This window comes from Tsuneonella suprasediminis, assembly GCF_003605755.1.
GTDB lineage: Bacteria > Pseudomonadota > Alphaproteobacteria > Sphingomonadales > Sphingomonadaceae > Tsuneonella > Tsuneonella suprasediminis.
Map to the genome: position 1 here is coordinate 249,080 of NZ_RAHJ01000014.1, position 24,186 is coordinate 273,265.

The 24,186-nt window shown below is 62.8% G+C and carries 15 protein-coding genes; 3 read left to right on the plus strand and 12 right to left on the minus strand.

Annotated features, from left to right (window positions below):
- Positions 1–3: 3 nt before the first annotated feature.
- Together D6858_RS04835 and rpe are read right to left on the minus strand one after the other, a co-directional pair.
- Complete coding sequence (locus D6858_RS04835) at positions 4–1,851, minus strand: heparinase II/III family protein (RefSeq protein ID WP_120107649.1); 1,848 nt, start codon at positions 1,849–1,851, stop codon at positions 4–6.
- Positions 1,851–2,525: a ribulose-phosphate 3-epimerase gene (rpe, locus tag D6858_RS04840; protein ID WP_120107651.1), complete on the minus strand. Its 675-nt coding sequence runs from the start codon at positions 2,523–2,525 to the stop codon at positions 1,851–1,853. Before rpe ends, D6858_RS04835 begins: the two co-directional genes overlap by 1 nt.
- A 118-nt stretch (positions 2,526–2,643) precedes the next feature.
- Between rpe and D6858_RS04845 the strand changes: the two genes are divergently transcribed.
- On the plus strand, positions 2,644–3,843 hold the full coding sequence (locus D6858_RS04845) for a M20 metallopeptidase family protein (protein WP_120107654.1): 1,200 nt from the start codon (positions 2,644–2,646) through the stop codon (positions 3,841–3,843).
- 88 nt (positions 3,844–3,931) lie between these two features.
- Here D6858_RS04845 and D6858_RS04850 read toward each other — a convergent pair whose 3' ends face one another.
- The 4 genes from D6858_RS04850 to D6858_RS04865 form a co-directional block, all read right to left on the minus strand.
- The gene (locus tag D6858_RS04850) at positions 3,932–5,797 is read right to left on the minus strand and encodes a DEAD/DEAH box helicase (RefSeq protein ID WP_120107656.1); all 1,866 of its coding nucleotides are present in this window, start codon (positions 5,795–5,797) and stop codon (positions 3,932–3,934) included.
- A gap of 54 nt (positions 5,798–5,851) precedes the next feature.
- Positions 5,852–7,042: a BaiN/RdsA family NAD(P)/FAD-dependent oxidoreductase gene (locus tag D6858_RS04855; protein ID WP_120107658.1), complete on the minus strand. Its 1,191-nt coding sequence runs from the start codon at positions 7,040–7,042 to the stop codon at positions 5,852–5,854.
- Between the two features lie 68 nt (positions 7,043–7,110).
- Positions 7,111–8,970, minus strand: coding sequence for an AMP-binding protein (locus D6858_RS04860; RefSeq protein ID WP_120107661.1), 1,860 nt, complete (start codon positions 8,968–8,970; stop codon positions 7,111–7,113).
- Positions 8,971–9,040: 70 nt separating this feature from the next.
- Positions 9,041–10,438, minus strand: a complete 1,398-nt coding sequence (locus tag D6858_RS04865; RefSeq protein WP_225082467.1) for a DcaP family trimeric outer membrane transporter — start codon at positions 10,436–10,438, stop codon at positions 9,041–9,043.
- Between the two features lie 206 nt (positions 10,439–10,644).
- Between D6858_RS04865 and acs the strand changes: the two genes are divergently transcribed.
- Positions 10,645–12,597, plus strand: a complete 1,953-nt coding sequence (acs, locus tag D6858_RS04870; protein WP_205664885.1) for an acetate--CoA ligase — start codon at positions 10,645–10,647, stop codon at positions 12,595–12,597.
- 4 nt (positions 12,598–12,601) lie between these two features.
- The gene (locus tag D6858_RS04875; RefSeq protein WP_120107665.1) at positions 12,602–13,228 is read left to right on the plus strand and encodes a LuxR C-terminal-related transcriptional regulator; all 627 of its coding nucleotides are present in this window, start codon (positions 12,602–12,604) and stop codon (positions 13,226–13,228) included.
- 402 nt (positions 13,229–13,630) lie between these two features.
- On the opposite strand, the gene D6858_RS04880 is transcribed toward D6858_RS04875, so the two are convergent.
- From D6858_RS04880 to D6858_RS04905, 6 genes are all read right to left on the minus strand, one after another.
- On the minus strand, positions 13,631–16,987 hold the full coding sequence (locus tag D6858_RS04880; RefSeq protein WP_120107668.1) for a PAS-domain containing protein: 3,357 nt from the start codon (positions 16,985–16,987) through the stop codon (positions 13,631–13,633).
- A 118-nt stretch (positions 16,988–17,105) separates the two neighbouring features.
- On the minus strand, positions 17,106–18,881 hold the full coding sequence (locus D6858_RS04885) for a sodium:solute symporter family protein (protein ID WP_120107670.1): 1,776 nt from the start codon (positions 18,879–18,881) through the stop codon (positions 17,106–17,108).
- Between the two features lie 10 nt (positions 18,882–18,891).
- Positions 18,892–19,176, minus strand: a complete 285-nt coding sequence (locus D6858_RS04890) for a DUF4212 domain-containing protein (RefSeq protein WP_120107672.1) — start codon at positions 19,174–19,176, stop codon at positions 18,892–18,894.
- Positions 19,177–19,313: 137 nt separating this feature from the next.
- Positions 19,314–20,003 (minus strand): exonuclease domain-containing protein, encoded by a 690-nt coding sequence (locus tag D6858_RS04895; RefSeq protein ID WP_120107675.1) that lies wholly within the window; start codon positions 20,001–20,003, stop codon positions 19,314–19,316.
- A 1-nt stretch (position 20,004) separates the two neighbouring features.
- Complete coding sequence (locus tag D6858_RS04900) at positions 20,005–21,978, minus strand: putative nucleotidyltransferase substrate binding domain-containing protein (protein WP_133305242.1); 1,974 nt, start codon at positions 21,976–21,978, stop codon at positions 20,005–20,007.
- 24 nt (positions 21,979–22,002) lie between these two features.
- Positions 22,003–24,081 (minus strand): glycoside hydrolase family 97 protein, encoded by a 2,079-nt coding sequence (locus D6858_RS04905; protein ID WP_120107680.1) that lies wholly within the window; start codon positions 24,079–24,081, stop codon positions 22,003–22,005.
- Between the last annotated feature and the right edge of the window lie 105 nt (positions 24,082–24,186).

Sequence of the window (24,186 nt, forward strand, 5' to 3'; positions counted from 1 at the left end):
ATTTCATCCCATTTTTTTGAGCAGCCAGGAGAACGATCCCCCGCCGCGAGAAGTCAGCCCTTGCAATACGAGTTGCTGGATCGGTTGCGGGCGGCCCAGGCCATCGACCCACAGACTTTCCTCGATCGCCAGTTTCGCGTCGTCCGCTACCTGACCGAGCCGGAACTGCCAATAGCTGCCATCGCGCAAAGCCAGCCCGGCGCCCTTACCATCTTCGCTCAGCGCCAGTTCGATGCCCGGCCCGATGTGGAACCGGATGGCATAGCCGATCTTGCCGCGCTTGCCCTTCTTGCCCACCGGCAACAGCAGGTCTTCCCCGCGCAATTCGTTGCCATCGTCGCGCATGATCAGAATGCGGCGATGATCCAGCCCGAAACGCGCGGCATAGCCATTGTGGCTCGCTTCGACGCGGGTGGCCTTGCCATTGTCCAGCGTCAGCTGGCGGCGGTCCACCTCCACTTCCGCGACGCCCGAACCGACTTTGCCGTTCAGCAGGACCGCGGTGGAATTCGCATCGTCGAGCGTCAGTGTCGAATGCGCGGCAGTGGCACGCAGCCCCTGTTCGATCCGCACCGGCACCTGCCCGCCCGCAAACGCCGCACCGCCGCAGTTGACCACGATCCGTTGGCCGTTGGCGGAAAATTCGAATGCCAGCGTCGACGCGCAACCCGTGCGCGCATGGCGGGCAAGCGGGGGCGGTGCAGCGTCGTAGATCAGCACCGACTTGCCACCGGCAACCCGCTGATAGCCCCATTGCCGCACGTTCTTCAGCGGGCGGGTTCGCACGCGACTGGCCAGAATCAGCGCGGAAATCCGCTCCGCCGAAACCGCGCCGCTGCCCTGCCACGATCCCAGCCCGCCATCCGAATGGGTCAGCCCCAGCAAAGGCGGCACCAGCAGCGCCAGCATCGCTTCCAGCGCAGAGGGCGGATCGCTCTTCACCGCTTCGTAGCAGGCGCGCAGCGTCGTAAGCAGGGCAATCGCCTGCATTTGCGCCAGCGGGCTGCGGCTGAGCACCCCGCCATCTTCCGCCACCAGTTCGCCCAGAGCGCGCAACAGGCCCGCTTCCCCGAACAGGCGGCGCGGCTTGCCTTCGGGCAGCAGCAATCCTGCCGCGACAATGGCCGACCATCCGGCCACTTGCGCCAGCCGGTCGGACGTGCGCGCAGCATTCCGGTCGAGCCAGCGTGCCGTCTCCCCCATCGCCGCCAGCACACGGTTGCGGAAAGCGGAATCGTCGCCTGACAGGATATAGGGCGCATAGACGAACCAGTTGAGCAGGCGCGCGCCTGCATGTTCGACATGCCATGCCGCGCCCTTGCCCGGCGCAGGATTGGCATCGAGCCATGCGCGCAGGATACGCTCCGCCGTTGCCACACCCTGTTCACGCGGCGCCGCTGCTGCCAGATCGCCCAGCCAGGTGAAGCCATGAACGCATTGTTCGAACGGCGGCGTCAGTCGCGCGGCAGGGCTGAAATCGACCTGCGCGATCGGCGCCTTGACGCCATAGATCAGGAAATGCCCCGACCGCAGCGCCATGCCGGCCGCCCGGTCGCCTTCCAGTGGCTGCTGCACCGTAGCCAGCAAACGGGGTTTGGCCGGTTTGCGGAACGGCGACAGCAAAGTGGAACCGGAGACGCCCAGGCCATAGGCCATCCGCATCAGCCGCTCGCCCGCGCCCAGCGAAGGCGGGGCAAAGTCCGACAGAACCAGCGCCCGCGCCGGTTGGATCACTTCAGCGGGTTGTTCGGATGCGGTGACGACGGTGGGTTCGGGCATATCGCCGAGCGGCAAAGCGCTGTCGCTGCCGATGGCTGTGCTGCGAGGCTCCACCAACGTCGCGTCACCCATCAGGCGGGCACCTCCGCCAGGCCTTTAAGCGCCGCGATATTGGCGGCATATCTGTCGGGGCCACCGCGGAAAGTGGCCGATCCGGCCACCAGCACATCGGCCCCGGCATCGACACATTGCCGCGCCGTGGCGGGGTCGACCCCGCCATCGACCTCCAGATGAATATCGCGCCCGGTCTTGTCGATCATCTTGCGGATCGCTTCGATCTTGCGAAGCTGGCTGGAGATAAAGCTCTGCCCGCCGAAACCGGGATTGACGCTCATCACCAGCACCAGATCGATTTCCTCGATCAGATAATCGAGCATCTTGGCAGGGGTCGCGGGGTTCAGGCTGACGCCGGCCTTCTTGCCCAGAGCGCGGATCGCCTGCACCGTGCGGTGGATGTGCGGCCCCGCCTCGGGGTGGACAGTAATGATGTCCGCCCCCGCATCGGCAAAGCTTTCCAGCCAGTTGTCCACCGGGCTGACCATCAGGTGCACGTCGAACGGCTTGTCGGTATGCGGGCGCAGCGCCTTGACCACGCCTGGCCCTATCGTGAGGTTGGGGACATAGTGCCCATCCATCACATCGATATGAATCCAGTCGCAACCGGCGGCATCGATGGCGCGCACCTCTTCGCCAAGGCACGCGAAATCGGCAGACAGGATAGACGGGGAAATCAACGGCGCATTCATCGGCGGACCTTGCGGCTGGGTGCGTCCTCTCGAAATTGCGTTAACCTGCGCAGGAAAGGGCGACAAGCGCCCCACACCCCTTTTCCACACCGCCTCCACAGCGTAAGCTTCGGGAATCATGCTTCATCCAGACTTACTCGATGCCGCCCGCGCGCTTTCCGACCGGATTGTGACTTTGCGCCGCCAGATCCATGCCGAACCCGAACTGGGTCTGGAAACGCCCAAAACACTGGCAAAAGTACGCGCCGCGCTGGCGCACCTGCCGCTCGAATGGCGCGAAGGCGGGCAGACGACCGGCGCTGTGGCCACGCTGAAATGCGGGCAGCCAGGGCGCCGCGTACTCCTGCGCGGAGATATGGATGCGCTGCCGATGGACGAACAGACCGGGCTGGACTTCGCTTCCGCAGTGCCGGGGCGGATGCATGCCTGCGGACACGATACCCACACTGCGATGCTGGCAGGCGCGGCAGAGCTGCTGGCGGCGCGCGCGAACGAGCTGTCGGGTGAAATCCAGTTCATGTTCCAGCCGGGCGAGGAAGGGTACCACGGCGCGCGCCATATGCTCGACGACGGGCTGATCGACCCGCTGCCCGAAGCGGCCTTCGCGCTGCATATCATGCCCAATGCCCGTCACGGCGCGGTGGCCGGGCGGGCGGGCGCGCTGATGGCGGCAGCGGACCAGTTCGATATTCTCGTGAAAGGCAGCGGCGGCCATGCCTCGATGCCGCACGACACCCACGATCCTGTCCCCGGCGCCTGCGCCATCGTGACAGCGCTACAGGCGATGGTCACCCGGCGGTTCAACGCCGCCGATGCCGTGGTCGTTACTGTTTCCATGATCCACGCGGGCACCGCGCATAACGTGATCGCAGACGAAGTCGCCTTGCGCGGCACGATCCGCACATTGTCGCCCCATCACCGCGAAAAGGCCCACGCCCTGCTGGCCGAAACTGCCGAAGCGACGGCGAGGGGATATGGCCTGACCGCCGAAGTCACTGTCACGCCCGGTTTTCCCGTGACTCTGTGCGATCCGCGCGCAGTGGCGCTGGGGCGAGCAGTGACAGACGAGCTGTTCGGCGCCGATGACTGGGTATCGCTGCCCGCGCCGATCATGGGGGCGGAAGATTTCTCTTACGTGCTCGAACAAGTGCCGGGCGCGATGTTCTTTCTGGGCGTCGCGGCAGAGGGAGACGACGACTGGCGCAGCGCGTGTTCGATCCATTCGCCGCGGATGATGGTGGACGAAGCCGCTTTGCCCCGCGGCACCGCACTGCTGGCCGGATGCGCGATCCGGTTCCTCGAATCCGGGTTCGACTGAGCGGATTACCCCACCCCACCGTCGCCCCCTTCTGTTGGTCAGGACAGGGAGGACGGGTGAAGCGATAGTTTCAGCGCAGGGGCAGCAATCAGCCTTTCGGCCCGCTTCCCTTTGGCTTGCCGCCCTTCGGCCCGAACGATTTCGGTCCCGCACCTTTTGGCCCGGCGTCTTTCGCGCCGGGGCTCTTGCCGAATTTCTTGCCGGCAAATTTGCCGCCGGGCTTATGCGGCCCTTTGCCATAGGTACGCTCGCCATCGTTGGCGCGGCGTGGGCCCTTGCCACCGTGACGGGAAGGCTTGCCACCAAACTCGCGCTTGCCTGAGCGATTGTCGCGCGCGGCTTCACGCGGGCCTTCGGATGGCTCGATCAGGATTGCGGCCTGATCGTCATCACCCTGAGCGGTGCGTTCGACTGCGTCGGCAAAGCGGCTGGCAATTGCGCGCGGCACCTGAAAATGGGTTTCATTCCCACCGATACGGATCGCGCCGATTTCGTTGCGCGTGATATGTCCCCGGCGGCACAGCAGCGGCAGAATCCAGCGCGGATCGGCATTGTGCCGCCTGCCGATGGCCATGCTGAACCACACGGTATCTTCGAAGCCGGGGCGATGGCGTTCCTGCTGCGCGGCCTTGCGCGCTTCGGGGGTATTCTCGGTCAGATCTTCTGGCGCAGGCATCGCCGCGCGATGGGCGCGCACCAGTGCGGCGGCGATATCTTCCGGCGATTTTTCCGCCATCAGCCGCTGCGCCAGCGCCCGATCTTCGTCCTCGATCTCAACCGGCTGGAGCAGCGCACCGAGCAGGCGCTCACGGTCCTGTTCCTGAATCGCAGCCTTGGTCGGCGCATCGATCCATTCGGCTTCGATCTTCGCCCCGCGCAGCATCGATTCCACCCGGCGGCGACGGGGAAAAGGGACCACGATAACCGCAGTCCCTTTCTTGCCCGCACGCCCGGTGCGGCCCGAACGGTGTTGCAGCGTTTCCGCATCGCGGGGAATCTCGACATGGATCACCAGGCTCAGCGTCGGCAGGTCGATCCCGCGCGCGGCCACGTCGGTCGCCACGCAAACCCTTGCGCGCCGGTCGCGCAATGCCTGCAACGCCTGATTGCGTTCCGACTGCGAATGTTCGCCCGACAAAGCAACGACAGCAAAGCCGCGTTCCTGCAACATGGCGTGCAGACGGCGGACGTTGTCGCGCGTGGCGCAGAACAGGATCGCGGTTTCCGCTTCGTGAAAACGCAGCAGATTGACCACCGCCGCTTCGATTTCGGCGGGTGAGACGGTGACCGCCTGATAGGCGATATCGCCGTGGCCCCGTTCGTCGCCCACGGTCGAAATACGCAGCGCATCGTTCTGATAGCGCGTTGCCAGCGCCACGATCTGGCGCGGCATCGTGGCGGAAAACAGCAAAGTGCGCCGTTCCTGCGGGGTACCGTCGAGGATTTCTTCCAGATCTTCGCGGAAACCCATGTCGAGCATTTCGTCCGCTTCATCGAGCACAGCGACACGCAATGCCGACAGATCGAGCGCGCCACGCTCCAGATGGTCGCGCAGGCGGCCCGGCGTGCCGACCACGATCTGCGCCCCGCCGCGCAGATTGCGGCGTTCTTTTGATGCGTCCATCCCGCCCACACAGGTCGCGATCCGGGCACCAGCACCGGCATAGAGCCATGCCAGTTCGCGGCTGACCTGCAACGCCAGTTCACGCGTCGGCGCGATTACCAGCGCCAGCGGCGATTCGGCAGGGGGCAGTCGCCCATTCGAATCGAGCAGGTCGGCGGCAAAGGCGAGGCCGAACGCCACGGTCTTGCCCGAACCGGTCTGTGCGGAAACGATCAGGTCACGCCCGGCGGCATCGGGGGCAAGGACAGCGGCCTGCACAGCGGTGGGCGCGGCATAGCCGCGCGCGGCAATCGCCTCTGCAAGGACGGGGGGAAGGTTGGAAAAAGGCATGAAACTCACGAATAGTCGGCCATGTCGCGACGGCGACAGAGCGGGAGGGAAAGATCAGATAGCTTGTGCGGCGGCCCATCCGCTGGACCATGCCCATTGGAAGTTATAGCCACCCAGCCAGCCCGTCACGTCGACGGCTTCACCCACTACATACAGACCTGGAACGCGTTTGGCTTCCATTGTTTTCGATGAAAGTTCCGCGGTGCTGATTCCGCCCGCCGTCACCTCCGCCTTAGCGAAGCCTTCGGTGCCATTCGGGTGGAACCGCCATGCCGCCAGTTGCCCCCCGGCATCGCGCAGTGTGGCGTCAGCGATCCGGCCCAGCGGGTCGTTCGGTGCGAACACTCCGCTTTGCCCGACCCGCTCCGCCAGCACATTCGCCAGCCGGTCGGGCATGACGTCACGCAGCAAGGCGCGCAGCGTGGCTTGCGGACTGGCCCGCTTGGCGTCGAGCAGCCATTCGGCACTGCGGTCAGGCAGAAAATCCACCGCAACAGGGGCGCCATGCCGCCAAAACGATGACACTTGCAGTATAGCCGGGCCGGACAGGCCGCGATGGGTGAACAGCGCCGCTTCGCGAAAAGACGCGCCGCCTGCACTGGCGACCACTTCCGCCGATACGCCCGACAGTTCGCGGAACAGGACATCGTCGCCCCCCAGCGTCAGCGGCACCAGTGCCGGACGCGGTTCCACCACTTTCAGCCCGAACTGGCGCGCCAGATCATAAGCGAAGCCGGTCGCGCCCATCCTGGGGATCGACGGTCCGCCAGTGGCGATCACCAGCGCAGGGGCGCTGAAGCGGCCTTGTGTGGTAGTGACGGCAAACTGCCCATCGGCGTGTGATACATCGGTGACGCCATGCCCACACACCACTGTGCCGCCACCGCGCTCCACTTCCTCCAGCAACATAGCAACGATCTGTTTCGCGGACCCGTCGCAGAACAGTTGCCCCAGCGTCTTTTCGTGCCACGCGATGCCGTACCTCTCCACCAGTGCGAGGAAATCGGCGGGGGTATAGCGGCTGAGCGCCGAGCGCGCGAAATGCGGATTGGCCGACAGGAACCGTTCGGGCACAGTGCCGATATTGGTGAAATTGCAGCGCCCGCCGCCGGAGATAAGGATTTTCTTCCCCGCCCGCTCCGCATGGTCGATCACCAGCACCCGCCGTCCGCGCAGCCCGGCTTCCGCCGCGCACATCAGCCCGGCAGCCCCGGCCCCCAGCACAATTGCATCGTATCGCTCCATCGGGCGCGCATAGGGGATTTATCGCCGCCGCGCCTCCCCTTTCCGCTTCACAGGCGGCGAACCGGCGATCAGCCTGCAGCACGCTCCTGAACATGGGTGATCACCGCCGGGTCTTCGATCGTCTGCGGTACGACCACATCGGCACCGTTGACGATATCGCGCAGCAAATTGCGAAGGATCTTGCCCGAACGTGTCTTAGGCAAGCCATCGACGAAATAGATCGCACGCGGCGCGGCAATCGGCCCGATATCGCCCCGGATCGACGTGACGATTTCGTACTTCGCTTCCTCGTGATCGGCGAAACCGGGCTTCGTCACTACGAAAGCCACCGCCATTTCCCCTTTCAGTTCGTCCGCCGCGCCGACCACCGCGCATTCGACGACTTGCGGATGGTTGGCGACCACTTCTTCCATCTGGCCGGTGGACAGGCGATGCCCGGCAACATTGATGATATCGTCGGTCCGGCCCATGATGTGAATAAACCCGTCTTCATCGATTTTCCCGGCATCCCCGGTGGTATAGTGGCCCGGATAATCCATGAACCCGGCTGCGAAGCGCTCGGGGTTGTTCCATAAAGTGCGGAAGGCACCGGGCGGCAATGGCTGTTCGATCAGCAAGGTGCCCACGGCACCGGCGGGCATATCCTGCCCGCCGGCATCTTTCACTTTGAAGCGATAGCCGGGCACGGCATGGCCCGCACTGCCCGCGCGGATATGTGTCTGGCCCAGCCCGTAACAAGTGGCGATCGCGGGCCAGCCCAGTTCGGTCTGCCACCAGTGATCGATCACCGGTTTGCCCAGCTTCTCAGCGATCCACAGCAACGTGTCGGGGTCCGCCCGTTCCCCCGCGAGGAACAGCGCCTGCAAGCTGTCGAGCGAAGCCGCATCGATAAACTCTCCCTCGGGATCAGCACGACGGATCGCACGGATCGCGGTCGGGGCGGTGAACAGCACTTTCACATCGTGCTTGTCCACCAGTTGCCAGAATATGCCCGCATCGGGTGTGCCGATGGGCTTGCCTTCGAACAGCACTGTCGCGCAGCCCTTCAACAGCGGACCATAGACGATATAGCTGTGCCCCACGACCCAGCCGATATCCGACGCCGCCCAATACACATCGCCAGTATCCACACCGTAAATCGCGCCCATCGACCAGTGCAGCACAGTCGCATGACCGCCGTTGTCGCGCACGACGCCTTTGGGCGTACCGGTCGTGCCCGACGTGTAAAGGATATAGAGCGGATCGCTCGCCTTCACCGTCACGCAATCGACCGGATCGGCGGCGTCATATGCGGCGGCCCAGTCCCGGTCGCGCCCCGGCATCAGATCGGCGGCAAGCTCTTCGCGCTGAAACACGATGGTCGCCACCGGTTTGTGCGTGGCACGGCTCAGCGCGTTATCGAGCAACGGTTTATAGGCAATCGTGCGCCCTGGCTCGAACCCGCACGATGCGCTCAGCACCAGTTTCGGCTGACAGTCGTCGATCCGCTTGGCCAGTTCGGGCGCGGCGAACCCGCCGAACACCACCGAGTGCACCGCCCCAATCCGGGCGCAGGCGAGCATGGCAAACACCGCCTCGGGGATCATCGGCATATAGATCACTACGCGGTCGCCGCGTTCGACCCCTTCGGCCACCAGCATTCCTGCGGTGCGTGCGACGCGTTCCTGCAAATCGGCAAAGCTATATGTTGCCGTCGCGCCGGTTATCGGGCTTTCATAGATCAGCGCGGCAGTATCCCCGCGGCCCGCCGCGACATGGCGGTCGACCGCGTTGTGGCAGGTGTTGATTTCGCCATCGGGGAACCAGACATCGCCATCCCGGTCATGCGGAGTTTGCGGAAACTTCGCCCAGTCGAGCCCACGAGCTGCATCCATCCAGAACGCATCGGGATCGTTCTCTGCCCGGGCAGCGATTTCGGCGAAAGTCATCGTATGCTCTCCAAATGGCCGGGCGGCCCGCATAATGGGGCCGCCCGGAATTCATGCAATAATGCGACCGCTAGAATGCATATTTGGCGGAAACCTGCACTTGCTGAAGATTTCCGTCCAGCCCTGCTTCGTTCTTGCGATTGGCGTACATGTATTCGATCCCAAGATCGAGCTTGGGCACCGGCGAATAGATAATGTTGGCCAGCGCATTCCACACTTCATCGGTTGGGGTATTGCCGGTCAGCAGCACGGGATTATCCGCCTTGAAGTAACTGCCTGCGATGGTCGAACGCAGTTTCGGCCCCCAGAAATGGCGATAGGCGGCAAAGCCGGAATAGGTCGCTATCGGATCGAGCTTGCCCGAAATATCGATCGCTGCATCGTTGACGATGTTCGCCCCCATATAGCGGCCCAGCCCCTTGCCCGCGGTCGCCATGAACCGCAGATCGTCTTTACCGCCCAGCGGGACCACGCCCGACACGCTGACGCCATAGGCCACCGCGCTGTCACTGGTCGGCAGGATCGCGTCGGATGCGGTCAACTGGCGCACGATCCCGGCAATCGCAAACCCCGATTTGTCATACCGCAGCACGAGATCGGGCAGTTTGTCGTCGCCCGGCTGAATCCGCGCGCCGGTGACGCTGGTCAGCGTGGTTTCGGGATTTTCGATTGCGACCGAGAGGCCGCCTTTTGTTTTATAGCGTATCATCGGCTGGCGCACGAACACCGTGCCCGGCATCGTGCCGACAAAGTCGAGCGTATCGGGCAGAGCGGAAACATTCTGGAACGTCGACCATGCCTGACCGAACAGCCACCCGTCATACGTGATGAATGCCTGCCGCATTCTGGGAGAATAGCTGTTCGATACCCGCTGATCGCCGCCGCTGGTCGTCATGAAATCGAGTTCGAGGTGCGTCCCGACCGACTTGTCACCCACCGGCGTACTGGTCTTCACGATAATCCGGCTTTGCCGGGCGTGGAAATCGGTATCCCAGCCCGACGCAGCACCACCGACCGGGATCAGGCCCGGCAAGAGGAAGTCGCGCCCGACCGAACCGTTCGCCATCTGCCCGCCGCTGGTGCGGATCGTTTTGCCATCCAGCTTGATATAGCCGCCCAGCGTGACTCGCGTGTCGCCCACTGAAAATCCATCGGCAGAGCTCGTTTTTTCGACTTGCGCGACGCGGGCTTCGGTTTCCGCCTGCTGCGCCGCCAGTTGCTGGTTTTGCGCCCGCGTTGCTTCGACGGCTGAGCGTAACTGGCTGACCGCTTCGGCCTGCTGCGCGCTGGGTGCCTGCCCGGTGTTCATCTGTTGTTGCAAGGAAACGATCATCGCTTCCAGCCTATCGAGCCGCTGTTCGACCGACTCGCCGGTCTTCGCCTGAACACTGACAGGCACCAGCGCACTTGCCGTCATCAGGCATACTGCCAGCCGCACCGTCGCCTTTCGCGTCGTTCGATATTTCACTGGACTTCTCCCACACCATTATGATTTTCGGCGAGGAGAATTCGCATTCCCGCAGGGGTGTTTCTATCGGCAAATCGTCTATACTACGATGGTCGTAAGGCCTCAGCGGGTAACATACGATACTATCGCCGACCGTCCCCGATCAGCGAATCGGGAAACGCGATCGGGAAGATGAAAACGGGAGTTGGATAATGGCGGCAGACGTGATGACGCACGAAGACGTAGTGGCACGGCCCGCTGCGGCGGCGCAAGGCACGAACTGCACACTGGCGGATTATCAGGCGATGTATGCCCGCTCCGTCGACGATCCCGATGGTTTCTGGGCCGAACAGGCCGCTCGCCTCGATTGGGTGAAAGCACCCACGAAAATCTCCGGCTGGTCGTTCGATCCGGTCGATATCAAATGGTTCGAAGATGGCGTGCTCAACATCTGCCACAACGCAGTGGACCGCCATGTCGATGCCGGTAACGGCGACCGCACCGCGCTGATTTTCGAACCTGACAGCCCCGACAGCCCCGTCCGCACGATCACCTATGCCGAATTGCAGCGTGACGTGGCCAAAATGGCCAATACGTTCAAGAAACTGGGCATCGCCAAGGGGGACCGGGTCACGATCTACATGCCGATGATCCCCGAAGGGGCGATGGCCATGCTCGCCTGTGCCCGGATCGGCGCCATTCACTCCGTCGTGTTCGGCGGGTTCAGCCCCGATGCCATCGCGGGCCGGGTGGAAGATTGCGAAAGCGACTGGATCGTCACCGCCGACGAAGGGCTGCGCGGATCGAAGTCGATTCCGCTCAAGGCCAACGTCGATGCCGCTTGCGAAAAAGCGCCGGTGAAGGGCGTGCTGGTGTTCCGCCACACCGGCGGCAATGTCGCCATGACCGAAGGGCGCGATCACTGGTATCACGAACTGTCCGATGGCGTCGGCAGCGATTGCCCATGCGAACCGATGAATGCGGAAGATCCGCTGTTCATCCTCTACACCTCCGGCTCCACTGGCAAGCCCAAGGGCGTGGTTCACACCACCGGCGGCTATGCCGTGTGGACCGAAACCACGTTCCGCTATGTCTTCGACTATCGTCCGGGCGAGGTGTTCTGGTGCACCGCCGATATCGGCTGGGTCACCGGGCACAGCTATATCGTCTATGGCCCGCTGCAGAACGGTGCGACCGCGCTGATGTTCGAAGGGGTGCCCAACTATCCCGATCACGACCGGTTCTGGCAAGTGATCGACAAGCACAAAGTCAACGTGTTCTACACCGCACCGACCGCGATCCGCGCGCTGATGCGCGAAGGGGAAAGCTATGTGCAGAAGCACGACCTTTCCAGCCTGCGCCTGCTTGGCAGCGTAGGCGAACCGATCAACCCCGAGGCGTGGCGCTGGTATCACGAACAGGTGGGCAAAGGGGCGATCCCGATTGTCGATACCTGGTGGCAGACCGAAACAGGCGGCATCATGATTACCACTCTGCCCGGCGCGCACGATATGAAGCCGGGCAGCGCAGGCAAGCCGTTCTTCGGCATATGCCCGCAACTGGTCGATAACGATGGCGAAGTGCTGGCCGACGAGACTGTCGGCGGCGCGACCGAAGGCAACCTGTGCATCACCCGTAGCTGGCCGGGTCAGGCCCGCACTGTCTATGGCGATCACGAACGCTTTATCCAGACGTACTTCTCCACCTATCGCGGCAAGTATTTCACCGGTGACGGGTGCCGCCGCGATGAAGACGGGTATTACTGGATCACCGGCCGGGTGGACGATGTGATCAACGTATCGGGCCACCGTATGGGCACCGCCGAAGTGGAAAGCGCGCTGGTGCTGCACGCCCGCGTTTCCGAAGCAGCGGTCGTCGGATACCCGCACGATATCAAAGGGCAGGGCATTTACTGCTATGTCACGCTGAACGCGGGTGAAGAAGCAAGCGACGCGCTGACCGCCGAACTGCGCCAGTGGGTGCGCAAGGAAATCGGCCCGATTGCAACGCCCGACCATCTGCATTTCACACCGGGCCTGCCCAAAACCCGCAGTGGCAAGATCATGCGCCGCATCCTTCGCAAGATCGCAGAGAACGATTACGGATCGCTGGGCGATACCTCCACTCTGGCCGATCCCAGCCTTGTCGACGGGCTGATCGAAGGGCGCATGAATCGCTGATCCGATGGCCCGGCGGATCATCATTACAGACGATCATCCGCTGATGCGCGCAGCGATCCGCGCTTCGGTCGAACAGGTGTGGCCCGATCACGATATCGTGGAAGTATCCGGTGCCGCCTCTGCCCAGCGCGCCGTGATGGACGGACAGGTGGAACTGGTGACGCTCGACCTGCATATGGCCGACAGCGCCGGACTGGGCCCGTTGCTCGATCTGCGGAAGAGCCATCCGGCGGTGCCGGTAGTGGTGATTTCCGCCAGTGACGATCCGCGGGTAATCTCCGGAGCGCGCGAACTGGGGGCATCAGGCTTCATCCCCAAGACTGCATCGCTGGAAGAGATGACGGGTGCGCTCGCACTGGTGCAGAGCGGCGATCTCAGCTTCCCCGAAGTGGCAGATGAAGGCGACAGTGATGACGCCATCGTCCGCCTCGCCTCGCTGACCCCGGCGCAAACCCGCATTCTGCAGTTCGTGGCGCAAGGTCTGCTCAACAAACAGATCGCCTATGAAATGGACATCAGCGAAGCGACCGTGAAAGCGCACATCACCGCGATTTTCCGTCGTCTGGGTGTAACCAACCGAACGCAAGCGACTTTGCTGGCCCAACACCTCGACGCTTCCGGAGCGGTATAGATCCGGCAACTCAGAAAGCTGGCAGCACCGCCCGCCCCGCATCATTGCGAACGCAGAGAGCCAGTCCACGGGCGGAAGTCAGCCCCGCCGCATTGGCTGTGATGAAAGTGATGTGTGATCATGGATTGCCGCCTTGCCGCACTCCTCGCAATGACGGGGGCGCGATCGTGGGATCAGCGAGGGGGAGTTCTGAGGAACGGAGGAACCGCTCTCCACCACAATCGTCACCCCGGCCCCCGAGCCGGGGTCCAGCTTCCTCCAACGCACCGCCGAAGGAAAGCTGGGCCCCGGATCAGGTCCGGGGCGACGAGAGTGCGAAAGATTGGCGTTGGCACAATGACGGGGGCGGAGGTGATCGGGTATCGCATTCTGAGATGAACCGCGTTCCCACCTCACCAGCCCTTACTGCACCAGTGAATTGACCAGCGCCCGCAACGCTGCCGGGCTGGCGGGCTTTATCATCCGCTGGGCGCCGATACGGGCAGCAGCTCGTTCCGTCTCTTCGGTCTCTTCCGCCGTCAGCAGGATAGCCGGAGGCAATTCACCCCAGCGGGCCGCCAGAATTTCGCTCGCCACATCGCCGGTCAGCCCGTCGTCGAGGCGATAGTCGAGCACGAGCAATGCGGGGCGGAAGGCCGGATCGACATCGTCGGGATGGTTCGCAGCCACAATTGTGAAGCCCCACCTTTCCAGCAACGCGGCCATCGCTTCACGGCTTGCCGGATCGTTGTCGATACACAGCACCGGCACACCCGCGCGGACAGGTGAAGCAGGATGTATCTCTACAGGTTGCGCTTCGGGCTGAGCAGGCTCTGTCCAGTCGATACGGAACGAAAAACGGCTGCCGCGCCCCGGCTCGCTTTTGAGTTGGACCACCGTGCCCAGCATCGTCGCGATCCGTTGGACAATGGCTAGGCCCAGCCCCAGCCCGTCGCCATCGCGGTCCGGGTGCAGTCGGGTGAATTCGTCGAAAATGCGATGCCGGTCCGCCGGATCGATTCCCGGCCCGGTGTCCGCGACAACAATTTCCACTTTGCGCCCGCGCCGCAGCGCACCCACCAGCACTTTACCACTGTCGGTATAGCGCAGCGCGTTGGTAACGAGGTTCTGCAGCACCGAAATAAACAGCCCGCGGTCGGTTTCCAGCCACAGGCCGGAAGGGATCACCCGCAGATCGAGTCCCTTGGCACGCGATTGCACTTCGAATTCATTAGCCACATCGGCAAAGGCGCGGTCGAGCGAAAACCGCGTGCGTTTAAGCGTGACGCTACCGCCATCGAGCCGCGAAATATCGAGCAATGCCCGCAACAATCGGTCGGCCGTCAGGATCGAACGGTCGATCTGTTCCAGCAATTGCCGGTCACGCGCCTGCGCTTCGCCATGATCCATCCGTTCCGCCAATGCCCCGGCGAATAGGCGCGCGGCATTCATCGGCTGCACCAGATCGTGACTGGCAGCCGCAAGGAAACGGGTCTTCGAACGCGTCGCCGCCTCCAGCGCGGAGTTCGCTTCCACCAACTGCTGTGTGCGTTCGTACACTTTCGCTTCCAGCGCCTGTTCCGCCACGCGGTCGGCGGTGATGTCGGTATATGTCGTGACATAGCCGCCACCCGGCGCCGCATTGCCCAGCACCCGCAACACGCGCCCATCGGGCAACACGCGTTCGGTGCTGTGGCGTTTACCCGCACGCAAATGCGCCAGCCGCTTGGCGATTTCCCCTTCGATGGAAGACGGCTCGAACCCCAGAACGCGCATGTTGTAGCGCAACAGGTCGGCAATCGGCCTGCCCGGTTCGACCAGTTCCGTGGGATAGTGGAACATGTCGACATAGCGCGTGTTCCACGCCACCAGTCGCAAATCGTCATCGACCACCGAAATACCCTGATCGATGTTTTCAATCGCGATCTGCAAGAGGCCCGCCCCGAATTGCAGCCGCTGCGACGTTTCGTCGAACATCGCCACAACCCGTTCGAGCGCGACCGGATCGCCTTCGATCGTCGATTGGATCAGCGCCTCGGCCGACGATGCCCCCAGAATCGCACTGATCAGCCTTTCGCTCTTGTCCGCCAGCGCTCCGTCGGCGCGGTCGGTGTCGCGATAAGGGCGCCCGGTTTCCAGCCGCAGCGAGTTGAGCGCTTCGCGCGCCTGCCGCTCGCCCAGAAACTGGCTCAGCAACAGGCGGAAATCGGCCACTTGTGCACGGGTGTCGATCAGATCGGGCGCGGCACTGGCACCATCGCGCTCGATGAACGCCATCGCCTGCACCCGGTCGACCAGACTGTCTTCCCCCGCCAGCGAAAACAGCACGAACAGCGACAGGTTGATCGTCAGGCTGATAATCATGCCAGACACCAGAGGATCGTCGGTGAGGCGGATCGATACCAGTTCCGGCCCGAATACCGGCAGCGCCAGCAACACCAGCCATGCGATGCACCCACCGGCCAATCCGGCGATCATTCCGGTCTTGTTGGCCCAGCGCCAGAAAAAGCCCAGTAACAGCCCGGGCGCGAATTGCGCCGCCCCGGCAAAAGCGATCTCTCCCAATCCGGCCAGCGTAGCATCGCTCGCCGCGCGGCCATAAAGCCAGGCAGCCGCCAGCAGCACGACAATCGATGCACGGCGGATCGGAATCAGCTTGCGGCCAATATCGCGAACATCGCCGGGCTGACGCAGCCGGTCACCGAAGAACGTCGGCACGATCAGGTCGTTGGTCACCATCCCCGACAAGGCAATACTGGTGACCACGACCATCCCGGTCGATGCCGAAAACCCGCCGATAAAGGCCAACAGTGCCAGCGTATGCGCGTCAAACTCCAGCGGCAGGTCGATCATCAGCATATCCGCGCTGGCGGTGTGGTCCATCAGCATGCGCCCGGCGAGCACCACGGGCACCACAGCGACGCAGATCAGCGCCAGATAGCTCGGGAACAGCCAGCGCATCGCGCCCTGCATCCGGTCTGCACGCGCCTCCACAACCAGCATATGAAACTGTCGGGGAAGGCACAGAACCGCCATTGCCCCCAGAAATGTCAGCACGACAAACCGGCTGTCTATCTGAGAAAAAGAGAACTGCTGCCTCGCCGCATCGACAACTTCGGCGCGGGATGAGTTCTCCACCAGCATGGCAATCGCGAAGATCGCCACTGCTGCGATGGCGACGAACTTCACAACCGCTTCCATCGCGATAGCCAGCACCATCCCGCGATTGTGTTGCGTCAGGTCGAGCCGTTCAGTGCCGAACAGCACCGCGAACGCCGCCATGCTGCCCGCAACGGCCAGACCCGTGCCCCCGTCGGACAAATAGGCATCGATCCCCGGCGACAATGCAGCCAGCGTCTGGCTGACCGATTTCAGTTGCAGCGCCATATAAGGCACAGCACCGAACAGTGCTGTCATCGTCACCAGCGCAGCGACCCAACTGCTTTTGCCGTAACGTGCCGACAGGAAATCGGCAATCGAGGTCGAATGCTGTGCTTTACCGACTTGCAACACCCGCTCGACGAAGCCGGGGAACAGCGCGAACATGATGATCGGGCCAAGGTAGATCGGCAGGAATTGCAGTCCCGCCGAAACTGCCGTGCCGACCGCGCCGAAAAACGTCCAGCTCGTGCAATAAACGGCCAGCGCCAGTCCGAACACGAACCTGGTATGGCGATCGGCAAAGCGCGACAGCGATGGCCCGTCGGCGGCATGGGCCAGCCAGAACAGGGTTGCCGCATAGAGCACGGCGACGATAACCGGAACGTACCACCCCATCATCGGCTGTGCGCCCCCATCTCCCTTCCGCACACAGCCTAGCGGGAAAGAACAACGGGGGCGACAGTTTCCTGCCGCCCCCGCCAAAGCTCCTCAGGTGCAACCCGGAGCTTATACTGTGTCAGTGAGCGTGTGCATCCCCTGCACCGCGGGGAACGCGGATCGATTCGACCAGCGCATCGATTTCTGCAGGCGGCGGAGCGGTCATCTTCGCCACGACCAGCGCAACCGCGAAGTTGAGCACCATGCCGATGACACCGATCCCCTCTGGCGAAATACCGAACAGCCAGTTTTCCGCTACGTTGGCATCGGGATTCATCAGCTTGAAGTATGCGATGTAGCTGAATGTGAACACCAGACCGGTGATCATCCCTGCGATCGCGCCTTCCTTGTTCATCCCCTTGGTGAAAATGCCCATGAAGATCGCCGGGAACAGCGAAGCTGCTGCCAGCCCGAAAGCGAAAGCGACCACCTGCGCCACCCATCCCGGAGGATAGATGCCGAGCACGCCCGCCACTACAATCGCTGCCGTCGCTGCCACGCGTGCAGCCAGCAATTCCCCCTTTTCCGAAATATCGGGCTTGAAGGTTTTCTTCAGCAGATCGTGAGCCACTGCCGTGGAAATCACCAGCAACAGCCCCGCCGCAGTGGACAGCGCCGCGGCCAGACCGCCAGCCGCAACCAGTGCAATCACCCAACCGGGAAGCTTGGCAATTTCGGGGTTGGCAAGCACCATGATGTCCTTGTCGACATAGACTTCGTTGCCGTTTTCGCTGTCGATTTCATTGGTCAGCAGGCGATGGCCGTTGGGACCAGTGCCGTCCGCGAAATCAGGCGCGCCTTTGAACGGATCGCCTTTCTCGATTTCCATCTTGCCGTCGGCGTTCTTATCGACCCACGCGATCAGGCCGTTCTTCTCCCAGTTCCTGAACCATTCGGGGGCCTGCTCGTAGCTGGTGTTGTTGACTTCGTTATTGAAGTTCAACCGCGCAAAGGCGGCCACAGCCGGAGCCGTCGTGTAAAGCAGCGCGATAAAGACCAGCGCCCACCCTGCCGATTTGCGCGCGTCCGATGCCTTGGGCACAGTGAAGAAACGCACGATCACATGCGGCAGACCGGCGGTGCCGATCATCAGCGCGGCCGTGATGCAGAACACGTCGATCATCGACTTGCTGCCATCGGTGTAAGGGCCGAAACCCATCAGTTGCAGCGACTGGTCCAGCTTCTCCAGAACATACATCCCCGAACCGTCGTTCACCATCGAACCGAGGCCGAGTTGCGGGATCGGATTGCCGGTGATGAGGATCGAAATGAAGATCGCCGGAACCATGTAGGCAAAGATCAGCACGCAATATTGCGCCACCTGCGTATAGGTGATCCCCTTCATCCCGCCGAGAACGGCGTAGAAGAAGACGATACACATCCCGATGATAACACCCAGCTCGATATCGACATCGAGAAACCGGCTGAACACGATACCCACGCCGCGCATCTGCCCGGCAATATATGTGAAGCTGATGAAGATCAGACAAATAACCGCCACCGTCCGGGCCACTTTGGAATAATAGCGGGTGCCAATGAAGTCTGGCACGGTGAACTGGCCGAATTTCCGCAAATATGGTGCCAGCAACAGTGCCAGCATCACATATCCGCCGGTCCAGCCCATCAGATAGACCGAACCGTCATAGCCCATGAACGCGATCAGACCGGCCATCGAAATGAAGCTGGCCGCGCTCATCCAGTCGGCCGCCGTCGCCATGCCGTTGGCAATCGGGTGGACACCGCCACCGGCGACATAAAATTCCTTGGTCGAACCGGCACGCGTCCAGATGGCGATGCCGATATACAGTGCGAAGCTGAGCCCGACGAAGAGATAGATCAGTGCTTGCGTAGACATGCGCCCCTCCTCAATCGTCGAGATCGTACTTGCGCTCGATCCGTTTCATCTTCCACGTGTAGAAGAAGATCAGCGCCATAAAGACGTAGATCGAACCCTGTTGCGCGAACCAGAAACCCAGCGGGAAACCGCCGATGTGGAACTGATCGAGGAACGGGCGGAACAGGATCCCGGCGCCGAAGGACACGAGGAACCAGATAACCATCAGCGATATGAGCAGGCGGATATTTTCCCGCCAATATGCACCCGCCGCGCCGTTATCGGCGGGTGCGACCTTGGATTCGTCGTCGGACATGAGCGTCCTCCCCCTTGGCTGTTATTCCTGCCGTGGCTTTCCCACGATCGGCTTGCAGCCTAGGGCGCGATCATTGGTTTGGTAGCGCGACTTTGGTCTAATGCCGCAACAGCTTGAAGACTGAGGGGAAGCCCGGATCAGCGCCGCAACATTTCGGCCAGTGTCGGCTCGCGTCCGGACTTATGGGCGATCTGCGCCAGCAACAGTTCTCCGCACGCCAAGGCATCGCTTACACCATCGTGCGCGGCATAATGCGGCAAGCCATACCGCACGCGCAGTGCCCCCAGTCGCACGATCTCGCCCGGCTTTCCGCCGAACCAGCGCTGCTGCAATTGCATCGTGCAAACGAACGGAGCGACAAATGGCCCGCCGAACACGCGGCGACACGCCCGGTCGAGAAACTCCGCTTCGATCTGCGCGAAATGGGCGACCAGCACTCGTCTGGCCAGAAGAGGGAGCAATTGCGCCAGCGCCTCATCCGCGTTCAGCGCGCGGGCGGCGGCATCGTCGGTAATTCCATGAATCGCCACGCTGGCGGATGAAAGTGCCTGCGCCGGGCGAAATCGGATGCGCCTCGCCTGCCCGGCCTGCAATCGCCCCTGCGCCAGCGGCACTATCCCCGCTTCCAGAATGGCATCGCGCCTCGGCGTCAGACCATCTGTTTCGAGATCAATGCACGCCAGTTCGGCATCGCCCACCGCAGCGTCGAGCGTCGGCATCCCGGCGGCGTAAAAATCCGCCAGCGGCCCTGCGGGGGCCTGCGCCGCCGCTTTGGCAAAGGCCCGTGCGAATTTTCGACGCGGATCGCCAAACCACAGCGCCGCCATATCAGGTCAGACCACCGGCAAAATCGCTCCGCAGTTTGTCCAGTTGAGTACGGATCAGGCGGAACGCATCGCGCAAATGCTCGCGATCGAAGCGCGACAATTCGCGCGGAGGCAGCAAGTTCGAAATGGGCTCGCCACGCGCCCGCTGCCCTGCCTGATGGCGGAAGCGCACATCGCACAGGAATTCGAACCCGGCCGCGAGATCGCGCGCGGCTTCGGGATGCAAGCTGCCCTCGGCGGCGGCCGCATCCAACCTTTCCAGCGTTCCGGTCGCGGAAATCCCGCGGGCAAGGGCATGGCATCGCGCGATATCGACAATGGGTGCAATCGCCTGTCGCTTAAGGTCCAGCACATCGCCTTCATCGGCATCGTGATGCAACAGGAAGTTGCGGAAGAACCCCAGCGGCACAGCCGTAGAGGCCGCCGCCCGCGCCATGAACGACAGGAATATCCGATTGTCCCGCGCCTGCGCGAAAACACCCTCGCGCAACCGCTTCACCAGAACTTCTTCTCCCGCCAGAGGGCGCATGTCGAAGAAGATCGCGCTGTCGAGCACGGCTTGCGGATCGGGCGTGGCGATCCAGTGACCGAACCGCGATTGCCACCCTGCCAGATCATGTCGGCAATCGGGGTTAGTGGCCATGATATCGCCCTTGCAATAGGCATAGCCTACCGCTGCCAGCCCATCGCTCAGCCGCTTTGCCAACGCTGCGAAATAACTGTTGTGCAGCCCCTCATCATATCCGTCGCCCAGCACGAAGCCGTTATCCTGATCCGAACCCAACCCCTGCTCGTATCGGGCGAGCGAGCCGAAACACACCAGCGCGAACGGCACCGGCGGCGGGCCCAGTTCGGCCTGCGCCAGTTCGAGCAGACGGCAATGCGCCGCCCCGCCAATAGCGCTGGCATAGTGCGTCACATGGCTGGCATCGACCCCGGCCGATACCAGCGCAGATACCGCGTCGGGCAGCCGCGCGGTCGCTGTCGCCAGTTCCTGCGCGCTGGCCGACCGGCCGATCTCCGCCGGAATACGCAGCGAATGCGCCCCGAGCTGGCCGAGCACATCGCTGGCGGAAATCACCGCTACCAGCGCGCCCGATGCATCGATCACCGGCAAGTGATGGATATGCCGCCGCGTCATTTCGAGCAGTGCGGCCATTGCGGAATCCTGCAAACCGATTGTGACGGGATCGGGGGTCATGATCGCCCGGACCGGCGTTGCCAGGTCGAGCTGGACCGCCAGCACGCGCCGCCGCAAATCCTTGTCGGTCACGATGCCGAGCAGGTGCCCGTCTTCACACAACGGCAGAGTGGAAACATCCTCCCGCGCCATCAGTGCAGCGGCTTCCCCCACCGACAATGCAGGATCGCCCGATACGACCGCGCGCCCCGGCAGGAAGCTGCCGATCGTCGCATAGATCGCCAGACCGCTTTCATCCCCTGCAACCGGCCCATCCCCTTCCATCCGCGCGACTGCACGGCGGAGGCGAGCGGATTCGTCGATATCGAAGAACTTGCGGAACCCCGCGCACCGATCGCGCAAGACATGAAATGTCTCACCCGGCAGGCGATAGAGCAGGCAGTCTTCTATCGCAGTCGCGGTGTTCTGCGCCGGTCCGCGCCGGATGAGTGAGGGATAGCCGAAACAGTCGCGTTCCCCCAGGCGGGCGGAAAGCTGCGTGCCACCCAGCATCAGTTCCACCGCACCGGAGCGGATCAGGGACAGCCAGTCGTTGGCATCCCCGGCTTCGGTAATGACTGTGCCGCGCCGGAAATACGCGACCTCTATCCCCTTCGCCGCGACCCGACGATGATCGTCGTCGAGCGATGCAAAAGGCTCGGTCGATTGCAGGAACGCGAGCACATCCCGCACTTCGGCGCTTTCATCTCCCATCCCGGCATGATTGCCCGATAACGCGGAAAGGTCCAGTTGGCGAATGGTCTGATACCGACCGTCCGCGCCGATGGCGCGCAACTGCGATCAGCCTCGGGCAGCCGCTTACTTCTTGCCGCGCCTGATCGGAGTGAGCGAGAGGGCAAAACCGCCCCCGCTCTTCATTGTCAGATCGAGAACGTCTTCCGACGAGACGGTTCGCGTTTCGCGGATCATCGCGAAGCGATCGCCGTCGATCCCGCCATCGGGTCCGTCGCGCCAGATTTCCGCGCGATAGCGCCCCGGCGCGAGGAACGAGAGGTCGAGCGAAACAGTGCGCGCGGCGTTATCGGTGATCCCGCCGATCCACCAGTCACCGCCCCCGCGCCTTTGCCGCGCGACGACCGCATATTCGCCAATCGCGCCTTGCAACACTTTCGTCTGTTCCCAATCGACCGGCACCCGTTCGATGAATGCCAGTGCATCGGGATGTCTGGCGTAGTTCTCCGGCAGATCGGCGGCCATCTGCACCGGCGAGTAAATCGCTACATAGTCCGCCAGTTGCCGGGCCAGCGTATTAGGGATCGGGCGACCATCGCGCCCTTCGAGGCTGACGATTCCCGGCGTCAGGTCGAACGGGCCGGACAGCATCCGGGTGAACAGCAAGGTCGGTTCATGGCTGGGCGGGTTGGGCGGATCGCCCCACGCGTTATATTCTGTACCCCGCGCACCTTCACGGCTGACAAGGTTGGGATATGTCCGGCGCATCCCGGTATCCTTGATCGGTTCGTGCGCGTTGATCGCGATGTGATGGCGCGCCGCCGCAATCGCCACGTCTTCATGGTGGCGGGCCATGTACTGGCCATCGTGCCATTCCCATTGCTCCGTCCCGTCGGGATCTTCGCGCAGCACACCGCCGCCATCGGCGACATAGCCGGTCTTCACCGCATGAACCCCATGCTGCTCGTAGTAGGCAAGCGCCTGATCCAGATTGCGTTCGTACAACCCGGCATTCCCTGCCGTTTCATGGTGACCCATGATCTCCACACCTTTGCTGCGGGCATAGGCAGACACGCGATCCATGTCGAAATCGGGATAGGCTGTGGCGAATTTGAAATTGCGCCCGCTCTCGCTCCACCACCCTTCGTTCCAGCCCTCGACCAGCACCGATTTGAAACCATGGGCAGCGGCAAAATCGATGTAGCGCATCGCATGTTCGGTCGTCGCACCGTGTTTCGGCCCGGCGTTCCAGCTCCATTTATCGAGGTGCATGGCCCACCAGATACCAACGTATTTGTGCGGCTTCACCCAACTGACATCGCCCAGCCGGTTGGGTTCGTTGAGGTTCAGGATAACATCCGCTGCGGCATAGAGGCCGGGCGCATCGTCCGCGATCAGGATCGTGCGCCAGGGCGTGTTGAACGGGGCGGTGCGGCGCACTTTCCATGGCTGCGAAGACGGCGCCAGCCGGGTGCGGAACCGCTGCCCATCGATCCGTTGCAGCCAGAAAGCGCTGTAATCCGACAGGGCCGCTTCGTGAATCGCGATATGCAACCCGTCATCCCGGCGGAAGGTAATCGGCGTGTGTGCCGTGCCCACTTCGTCGGCGGGAGTGTGGTTATAGAGATATTCGTATCGGTTCGCTTCGCCGCCGGGGATCCACCATGCGTCCGCCTTCCCCGCCAGATTGAATTCTGTCAGCTCTTCATCGATCCGCACATCGCTGAGCTGACTTTGCCGCGGGAATACAAAGCGGAAGCCCACGCCATTGTCGAACACCCGCACGACCAGATCGATCGTACGCCGGGTTTTGCCCTGTTCGGTAATCGGCACGCGCATTTCGTTGTGCCGATCAACCACGAAGCGACTTTCCCCCCACGGCTGTTCCCACCGTTCGGAGTGGTTGGAACGGGCCGGCTCGCCCAGAGTCATGCCATGTTGCCATTTGCCCGCACCACGCAGCATGAAACCGAGGCTTGATGGATCGATCACCGGCTTGCCATCGCGCGTCACCGAATAGACCGGCACTTGTTCGTGTATAGAAAGCACGAAACACAAGCGCCCGTTGGGGGAGCATTCCCGATAAGACGGACCGTCTGCCGCGCGCAGCATAGCCGGGCGAGCCAGCATCAGCATGGCTAGTGCCACAGCGAGAACCGTCACATATCGGTACGGCAGGCGACCGGTTGAATTTACTGCGAACATCGTCTTTTCAGGCTCCCTCTGGCATGGGATAGTGGCGAACTTGCCGGGATCATGCAACCGGTTACATTTTCAGGCGCGGCCTGAGGGTTAGGCGGGGAGAGTATA

Excerpts from the sequence above, each read along its gene's own strand:
- D6858_RS04835 (WP_120107649.1), bottom strand. The coding sequence starts at position 1,851 with ATGGGTGACGCGACGTTGGTGGAGCCTCGCAGCACAGCCATCGGCAGC.
- rpe (WP_120107651.1), bottom strand. The coding sequence starts at position 2,525 with ATGAATGCGCCGTTGATTTCCCCGTCTATCCTGTCTGCCGATTTCGCG.
- D6858_RS04845 (WP_120107654.1), top strand. The coding sequence starts at position 2,644 with ATGCTTCATCCAGACTTACTCGATGCCGCCCGCGCGCTTTCCGACCGG.
- D6858_RS04850 (WP_120107656.1), bottom strand. The coding sequence starts at position 5,797 with ATGCCTTTTTCCAACCTTCCCCCCGTCCTTGCAGAGGCGATTGCCGCG.
- D6858_RS04855 (WP_120107658.1), bottom strand. The coding sequence starts at position 7,042 with ATGGAGCGATACGATGCAATTGTGCTGGGGGCCGGGGCTGCCGGGCTG.
- D6858_RS04860 (WP_120107661.1), bottom strand. The coding sequence starts at position 8,970 with ATGACTTTCGCCGAAATCGCTGCCCGGGCAGAGAACGATCCCGATGCG.
- acs (WP_205664885.1), top strand. The coding sequence starts at position 10,645 with ATGACGCACGAAGACGTAGTGGCACGGCCCGCTGCGGCGGCGCAAGGC.
- D6858_RS04875 (WP_120107665.1), top strand. The coding sequence starts at position 12,602 with ATGGCCCGGCGGATCATCATTACAGACGATCATCCGCTGATGCGCGCA.
- D6858_RS04880 (WP_120107668.1), bottom strand. The coding sequence starts at position 16,987 with ATGATGGGGTGGTACGTTCCGGTTATCGTCGCCGTGCTCTATGCGGCA.
- D6858_RS04885 (WP_120107670.1), bottom strand. The coding sequence starts at position 18,881 with ATGTCTACGCAAGCACTGATCTATCTCTTCGTCGGGCTCAGCTTCGCA.
- D6858_RS04890 (WP_120107672.1), bottom strand. The coding sequence starts at position 19,176 with ATGTCCGACGACGAATCCAAGGTCGCACCCGCCGATAACGGCGCGGCG.
- D6858_RS04895 (WP_120107675.1), bottom strand. The coding sequence starts at position 20,003 with ATGGCGGCGCTGTGGTTTGGCGATCCGCGTCGAAAATTCGCACGGGCC.
- D6858_RS04905 (WP_120107680.1), bottom strand. The coding sequence starts at position 24,081 with ATGTTCGCAGTAAATTCAACCGGTCGCCTGCCGTACCGATATGTGACG.